Origin of the sequence: Nonomuraea longispora (assembly GCF_004348345.1) — a bacterium.
Lineage (GTDB): Bacteria > Actinomycetota > Actinomycetes > Streptosporangiales > Streptosporangiaceae > Nonomuraea > Nonomuraea longispora.
The window spans coordinates 1-7,403 of record NZ_SMJZ01000304.1 but is presented as its reverse complement, the minus strand read 5'-3'; the positions used below and the strand labels follow the sequence as shown (position 1 = coordinate 7,403).

Below are 7,403 nucleotides of genomic sequence, written 5' to 3'. Positions count from 1 at the left end.
GTCCTTGGACAGGCATCGTTCGACCGCCGGCAGCAGGTGCTCCGGCACGCCCGAGAGATCCGGCTTACCGTTGATCACGTTGTTGACGACGACGGCCACCGTCGAGCCCGCGAAGGGCGCGCGTCCCGTGGCCGCGAACACGATCGTGCCCGCCCAGCTGAACACGTCGGAGGCCGGACCCAGCCGCTCGCTCCCGAACTGCTCGGGCGACATGTACGCGGGAGTCCCGATCGGCCCTGACGTGTGCGTCGTGGCGTCCAGCGCCTTGGCGATGCCGAAGTCGATGACGATCGGCCCGTCGGGGCCCATCAGGACGTTGCCCGGCTTGAAGTCCCGGTGCACGATCCCGGCCTGGTGGATGGCGGTCAGCGCGGTCAGGGTCGAGATGGCCAGCCGGTCGAGCGCCCCGCCGGAGCGCGGTCCGCCGGAGCGGACGACCGCCTGCAACGTGTCGCCGGGGACGTACTCGCTCACGATGTACGGCCGCTCGCCCAGCGTACCGACGTCCAGCACCGCGGCCGTGCAGAAGGCGGCCACCCGCCGCGCCGCCTCAACCTCCCGCAGGAAATGGGCGGTGGCGCCGTCGTCGTGGCTCAGGTGGCCGTGCAGCACCTTGATGGCGACGTCGGGGCCCGGGTCGCCGGTGCCCCGGTAGACCACTCCCTGCCCGCCGGAGCCGAGCACGCCGGCCAGCCGGTAGCCGCCGATGTGCTCGGGGTCGTCCGGCCGGAGCGGGCGCATTTCCGGCATCCCGCCCCTTTCCTCGAACTATTCAAACGATCCACACATTATTGCTTCAATGCCCCGCAGAAGAAGATCCGGTGCCCGACCACCGCCCTGACCGCGCCCGCCCCGAGAGGTCCGCATCGAAGAGTTCCGCCCGCGGAGGGCGAGCGTTACCGCCGCCACAACCATGACGCCACCTACGGAGATCACGGTGCTGCCCATGCCCCATCCCTCCCTCGGCCGCCGGACGATGCTGCAGGCGGCCGTCGCCGCCCCCGCCGCGCGTTCCGCTTCCTGACCGGCGAGCGCGAGAGCAGGAACACCGTGTTCATGACGCACCTCGGCGACGTCACCGAGCACGTCACCGAGCACGGCACCGAGCACGACAGCGAGCACGAGATCGGCCTGGCCGGGAACCCCGGCAGGGGCGCGGTGCTGCGCTCCGGCCCTGACGCGCCGATCAACGGCATGACGTTCGCGTCCGGCTACACGATCGAGGCGTTCATCAAGCTGCCCGACCGTTCGAGGGCGATCACGCCTGGATGGGCATCCTGGGAGGCCGGCCGCAGGACTTCCTCACGTCGTGACCACCGCCGTGGACCGCCGGGGGAGCAGGGTGACCGGGATGACGCGCGGCGCCTGCGGCGGGCGGCCCTCGATCCGGCTGATCAGCAGGTCGACCGCCTCCCTCGCGGTCCTGGCCGGATCGAGGTCGACGGCCGTGAGCGCCGGCTCGCTCGTGCGCGCCTGGTGGCTGTCGACCCCCACGGACACGAGCAGGTCGCCGGGCACGCTCAGCCCGCGCTCCCTGGCGGCGCGCAGCAGGCCGGTGGCCAGCCACTGCGGCGGCACGTAGACGGCGTCGGGCTCCAGGTCGAGCAGCCGTCCCGCCGCCTCGGCCGCGCTGCTGTCGAGCTTGTCGGGCCGGGCCAGCACCAGCATCGGGTGGCGGCCGTGCCGGGCCGTCCACTCCGCGTACGCGCGTTCGGCGTCGGCGAACCACGACCACCCGATGTCCACCGACAACATCGCCACCCTGCGCGCTCCGGCGGCGGCCAGGTGGTCGAGGACGGTCAGCGTGCCGGCCGCGCTGTCGGCGGCCACCCACCACGGGGCGCCGGCGTGGGCGATGTCGCGGCCGATCGTGACCGCCGGCAGGCCGAGCCGGTCGAACATGGCCACCCGCGGGTCCGCGGGCAGCGGGTCGACGACGATGCCGCCGTCGATGCCGAACCGGCGCAGGTCGTCGAGCCGGCGCAGCGGCGGCAGCTGGAGCAGCGCCTGGTCTCGCTCGAACGCGGCCTCCACCACGTTCATGGTCAGCGACAGGTAGAAGTCGACGGCCAGGATGTGGTGGGTGGCGTCGAGATCGACGATCGGCATCAGCAGCGCGATGGTGTCGGCCCGGCCCGAGCGCAGGCCGCGCGCGTTGCTGTTGGGCCGGTAGCCGAGCCGTTCGGCCACCTCCGCCACCCGGGCCCTGGTCGCCGCGTCGACCCGGCCCTTGTTGTTGAGCACGTGGGAGACCGTGGTCTCGGACACCCCTGCGGCCTCCGCGACATCGCGGATCCGCGGACGGGATCGTGACGGCTGCATGGGGTCAGCCTAGGGCCATCGGTGCCAAATCGATTAGGCAGGGGGTCTTGTGATGCCAAATCGTTTTGGCTTAGAGTCGCCGACATGCAAGCGAGCACGTCCCGGTTCGCACGGGCCGTCCGGCGGCTGAACGCGTTGTGCGACGCGCAGCCGTACGTCACCGGCTGGTGCCTCATCGGCCTGCCGACCAGCGGCAGTGCCGGCGATAGTGCCGGAGATAGGGTCGGCGATACCGCCGGTGTGATGCGGGCGGACCGGCACGGCACGCGGGCGTTCCCGGCGGCCAGCACCCGCAAGGTCGCCGTCATGATGGCGGCACTGCGCGCCGTGCACAGGGGCGAGCTCGATCTCGACACCCGCCTGACCATCGACGGCCGCTACCGCGACCGCGTCTTCACCGGGCTCCTGCAACACCTCGACCCGGGGCTGAGCCTGTCGTTGCGCGACGCCGTCACCCTGATGATCATCCAGAGCGACAACCTGTCCACCGCCCACGTCCTCGACCTGGTCGGCCTCGACGCCGTCAACGACCTGTGCGCGTCGGCCGGCCTCGACGGCACGCGGCACCGTCACGCGCTGATCCCGGAGCTGGCCCCCGACCATCCGGTCGACGCGAGCAACGTGACGACGCCCGCCGACCAGGCCAGGCTGCTGGAGCTGATCACTCACGGCTCCGCGGCCGAGCCCGAGGCCAACCGGCTGCTCGGGTGCCCGCCCGAGCTCTGCTCGTACGCCCTGGACGTGCTCTGCCGGCAGCAGTTCAGGGACACCATGCCGGCGTTCCTGCCGTACAGGACCAAGATCGCGCACAAGAGCGGCGCCGGCTGGCGGGACGTCAGCGACGGCGGCGTCTTCTTCGGCGGCGACGGACCGCGCTACGTGCTCACGGTCTACACGGACGAGCTTCCCGCGGTCCTGCCCGACGGGCTGCCGGGGTTTTCGGGGGCGAGGGTCCACATTGCCCATCTCAGCCGTGCGTGCTGGGAGGAGATGCATCCGTAAGGAGACTCGCATGTCTCGTATGACCGGTCGCGTTCTCGCGGCCTCCCTGACCGTGATCGCCGTCCTGAGCGCGGGCTGCGCGCAGGGCGGCGGCGAACGAGCGGCGTCCACCCAGTCCGGAGCCGGCGTGCTGCGCTTCGCCTACACCGCGTTCCCCTCCACCCTCGACCCGCACAAGGCGTCCACGGCCTGGGACGAGCTCTACGTCCTGCCCGTCTACGACCGCCTCGTCACGATCACGCCCGAGGGCGAGATCGCCCCCATGATCGCGGAGTCGTGGAAGAAGAAGGGCGGCAAGGAGGTCTTCACGCTGCGCTCGGGCGCGACGTTCCACGACGGCACCCCGCTGGACGCCGAAGCCGTGCGCGCCAACCTGGAACGCGCGATGACGGCGAAGGGCAGCACCGCCACGTCACTGCTGAAGATGATCAGAGAGGTCGAGGTCGAGGACGACGAGCTGGCCATCCGCCACACCGGCTCCGAGGAGGATCTGCTCAACGCCCTGGCCCACCGGGGCGGCGCGCTGATCAGCCCGAAGGCGTTCGACAACCCCGACCTCGACAGGAAGCCCGTGGGCTCGGGCCCGTACCAGGTCACCGACTACCGCAGGGACGACCGCGTCGTCTACAAGCCCTTCCCCGGCTACTACGACAAGAGCGCCCAGCGGCTCAAGGGCCTGGAGATGTCGTTCGTCAACGACGACGACACCCGGCTCAACGGCGTGCGCTCCGGCCAGTACGACGCCACGCTCATCCGTCCCGAACAGGCCGACACCGCGCGCGACGCTGACCTGAAGGTGGAGGAGTTCCTGACCGGGCTCGTCTACCAGCTCAACCTCAACACCGGCCGCTCCGAGTTCGGCGACCAGCGGGTGCGCCAGGCACTCAACCACGCCGTCGACCGCGGGACGATCACCGACAATCTGCTGCTCGGCTCCTGCGAGCCGACCGTCCAGGCGGCCCCGGCCGGGCACTGGGCGCACGAGCCCTCGCTGGAGGGCGCCTATCCGTACGACCCGGCCAAGGCCAGGCAGCTGCTGGCCGCCGCGGGGCTGCCCGACGGGTTCTCCTTCACCGCGCTGGTGTGGGACAACACCGCGTTCGTGCAGCTCGGCGAGGCCATCCAGGACCAGTTCAAGGAGATCGGCGTCGACATGAGGTTGCGGCCCATGAGCGCCGACCAGTCCATCGACCTCTACCAGAACCGCGGCCAGGCCGACGCCCTGGTCAGCCAGATCGGCGTGGCCGGCCCCGACCCGCGGCTCATCACCCAGCAGGACTACCTGAAGGGCGGGCTCAACAACCCGGGCGACCTCACCGTGGAGCGGATCGAGGAGCTCGCGAAGGAGAGCGCGGCGGCCACCGACCGGGCCGCGCAGCAGGCCGGTTACCGGGAGATCGCCAAGGTCGCGGCCGAGCACGCGTACAACGTGCCGATCTGCAACCGCAAGCTGTACTACGCGGTCAACGACAAGGTGCGCGACTTCGGCAAGCTGCTCACCGGGTACGACGACATCCGCGTCGTCGGTATGGCCTGACTTATGGCGATATTTCTGGTCAAACGGTTGGCGGGGGCCCTCGTGGTGCTCTTCGTCGTGTCCGTGATCACGTTCGGGCTCTCCCTGCTGATCCCCGGCGACCCCGCCATCCACATCGCCGGAGAGCACGCCACCCGAGAGGAGATCGCCGCCGTACGCACCGGGCTCGGCCTCGACCAGCCCGTGGCCGTGCGCTACCTGAGCTGGGCCGGGGCCGCCGTCACCGGCGACCTCGGCACCTCCCTCTACAACTCCCAGCCGGTCACCGAGATCCTCATGGAACGCCTGCCCGTGACGCTCTCCCTCGCCATGGCCGCCATGGCGGTCGCGGTGCTGATCTCGCTGCCGCTCGGCACGCTCGCCGCGCTGCGGCCGGGCGGGCGGCTCGACCGGGTGATCTCCTCCGGCACCGCGCTCGCCGTCGCCACCCCGTCGTTCTGGCTGGGGCTCATGCTGATCCTGGCACTGGCGATCACCGTTCCCGTCTTCCCGGCCACCGGATTCCGGCCGCTCACCGACGGCGCCGGAGCCTTCGCCGCGCACCTCGCCCTGCCCGCCCTCACGCTGGGCGTCGCCGCCGCCGTCGAACCGACCCGCCAGCTCAGGGCGGCCCTGGCCGACGTGCTCGACACCGACTACGTCCGCACTGCCCGCGCGAAAGGGCTGCTGCCGTTCACGGTGCTGCGCAAACACGCCGTACGCAACGCGGCGGTGCCGTTCGTGACCGTGCTCGGGCTGGAGACCGGCCAGCTGCTCGGCGGCGCGGTGGTGGTGGAGGCCGTGTTCGGGCTGCCCGGGCTCGGCACGCTGGCGGAGTCCACCGTGACCCGCCAGGACCTGCCCGTCCTGCAGGGCATCGTGATCACCAGCACCGTCGTCGTGGTGGCCGCCAACCTGGCCGTCGACCTGGCGTACCGGTGGCTCACCCCTGGCGCGCAGACGGGAGCGGCCGCATGACCGCGATCACGACCGGGCGGCGCGACACACTCGGACGGCGGCTGGCCGGCCGCCGCGACGTCGCCGCCGCGCTCGGCGTGCTGGCCGTCCTCACCCTGGTCGCGCTCACGGCGCCGCTCATCGCCCCGCACGACCCGGTGGACCAGGACCTGCTGCACCGGCTCGAAGGCCCGAGCGCCGCGCACTGGCTGGGCACCGACGAGTCGGGCCGCGACGTGCTCAGCAGGCTGCTGCACGGCACCCGGGTCTCGCTCGGCGCGTCGCTGCTGGCGGTGAGCGTGGCCACGGTCTGCGGGGTCCCCCTCGGCCTGCTCGCCGGCTACCTGGGACGCGGCGCCGACCTCGTGCTGTCGCGCATCGCCGACGCCCTGCTGTCGATCCCCGGCCTGGTGCTGGCCATCGCCATCGCCACCGCGCTCGGCCCCAGCCTGACGAACGCCATGATCGCCGTCGGGGTGGTCTACGCGCCCGGCTTCTACCGGGTGGCCCGGGGCGCCACCATGACCGTGCGCGGCCAGACGTACATCCAGGCCGCGATCACCACCGGCTGCTCCACCACCAGGATCCTGTGGCGGCACGTCCTGCCCAACGTCGGCACGCCGCTGATCGTCAAGGCCTTCCTCACGTTCGGCTACGCGATCCTGGCCGAGGCCAGCCTCAGCTTCCTCGGCCTGGGCGTCCAGCCCCCGCTCGCGAGCTGGGGTTCCATGCTCAAACGAGCCGTACGCTACCTCGAACAGGCCCCCATGCTGGTCGTCCTGCCCGGTCTGGTGATCCTGGTGGCGGTGCTCGCGTTCAACACCGTGGGCGACGGGCTGCGCGACGCGCTGGCCCGCCGGGACCGGGAGCCCACATGACCGAGCCGGCCCTCGACGAACACCGCACCCCGGTCATGAAACCGGCGAAGGAGGTCCCATGACCCGGATCCTGGAGGTGGACGGCCTCTCGGTCGCGGCCGGCCCCGCGGCCGGCCCTGCGGCCGACTGGGTCCCCCTCGTGCACGACGTGTCCTTCCGGCTGAGCGCGGGCGAGGCGCTGGCGCTGGTGGGCGAGTCCGGGTCGGGCAAGTCGATGACCGCCCTGGCCCTGCTCGGGCTGCTGCCGCGCGGCGTCGCCGTCACCGCCGGCTCGGTGCGCCTGCTGGAGCCGGGCGACCGGCCGCCTCTCGACCTCGTCACGGCCGGCACCCGTACGCTGGCCGACGTCCGTGGCCGGCGAGTCGCCATGGTGTTCCAGGATCCCATGGCCAGCCTCAACCCGTCCATCACCGTGGGCGAGCAGATCGCGGAGGTGCTCAGGCGCCACCTCGGGACGGGCCGCGCCGCTGCCGCCCGCCAAGCCGTGGACCTGCTCGGCGCCGTCGGCATCAAGGAGCCCGGCAGGCGTGCGGGAGACTACCCGCACACCTTCAGCGGCGGCATGCGGCAGCGCGCGGTGATCGCCATGGCGCTGGCCTGTGAACCCGCCGTGCTCATCGCCGACGAACCGACCACCGCCCTCGACGTGACCATCCAGGCGCAGATCCTCGACCTGCTCGTCCGGATGCAGGACGAGCTCGGCATGGCCATGCTGCTGGTCACCCACG

At 71.8% G+C, this 7,403-nt stretch carries 7 protein-coding genes; 5 read left to right on the top strand and 2 right to left on the bottom strand.

Annotation, left to right across the window (positions count from 1 at the left end; all coding sequences use genetic code 11):
- Positions 1 to 750 (bottom strand): serine/threonine-protein kinase (locus E1267_RS41445; protein ID WP_132341433.1); only part of this gene is annotated, 750 nt, incomplete at its 3' end.
- 552 nt (positions 751 to 1,302) lie between these two features.
- Positions 1,303 to 2,322: a LacI family DNA-binding transcriptional regulator gene (locus E1267_RS41440; protein WP_132341431.1), complete on the bottom strand. Its 1,020-nt coding sequence runs from the start codon at positions 2,320 to 2,322 to the stop codon at positions 1,303 to 1,305.
- 84 nt (positions 2,323 to 2,406) lie between these two features.
- Here E1267_RS41440 and E1267_RS41435 point away from each other — a divergent pair, with 84 nt between their 5' ends.
- The 5 genes from E1267_RS41435 to E1267_RS41415 all read left to right on the top strand — a co-directional run.
- Positions 2,407 to 3,324 carry a serine hydrolase gene (locus E1267_RS41435; protein WP_132341429.1) on the top strand — a complete coding sequence of 306 codons (918 nt, stop codon included), beginning with the start codon at positions 2,407 to 2,409 and terminating at the stop codon, positions 3,322 to 3,324.
- A 10-nt stretch (positions 3,325 to 3,334) separates the two neighbouring features.
- Positions 3,335 to 4,861 (top strand): ABC transporter substrate-binding protein, encoded by a 1,527-nt coding sequence (locus tag E1267_RS41430; protein WP_132341427.1) that lies wholly within the window; start codon positions 3,335 to 3,337, stop codon positions 4,859 to 4,861.
- 3 nt (positions 4,862 to 4,864) lie between these two features.
- Complete coding sequence (locus tag E1267_RS41425) at positions 4,865 to 5,818, top strand: ABC transporter permease (protein WP_132341425.1); 954 nt, start codon at positions 4,865 to 4,867, stop codon at positions 5,816 to 5,818.
- Entirely contained in the window at positions 5,815 to 6,675 is an 861-nt protein-coding gene (locus tag E1267_RS41420) for an ABC transporter permease (RefSeq protein WP_132341423.1), read from the top strand. Before E1267_RS41425 ends, E1267_RS41420 begins: the two co-directional genes overlap by 4 nt.
- A gap of 58 nt (positions 6,676 to 6,733) precedes the next feature.
- On the top strand, positions 6,734 to 7,403 hold a 670-nt coding region (locus E1267_RS41415), incomplete at its 3' end, for an ABC transporter ATP-binding protein (RefSeq protein ID WP_132341421.1).

Bases quoted from the DNA above. Each gene is read 5' to 3' on its own strand.
- E1267_RS41435 (WP_132341429.1), top strand. From the start codon at position 2,407: ATGCAAGCGAGCACGTCCCGGTTCGCACGGGCCGTCCGGCGGCTGAAC.
- E1267_RS41430 (WP_132341427.1), top strand. From the start codon at position 3,335: ATGTCTCGTATGACCGGTCGCGTTCTCGCGGCCTCCCTGACCGTGATC.
- E1267_RS41440 (WP_132341431.1), bottom strand. From the start codon at position 2,322: ATGCAGCCGTCACGATCCCGTCCGCGGATCCGCGATGTCGCGGAGGCC.
- E1267_RS41425 (WP_132341425.1), top strand. From the start codon at position 4,865: ATGGCGATATTTCTGGTCAAACGGTTGGCGGGGGCCCTCGTGGTGCTC.
- E1267_RS41420 (WP_132341423.1), top strand. From the start codon at position 5,815: ATGACCGCGATCACGACCGGGCGGCGCGACACACTCGGACGGCGGCTG.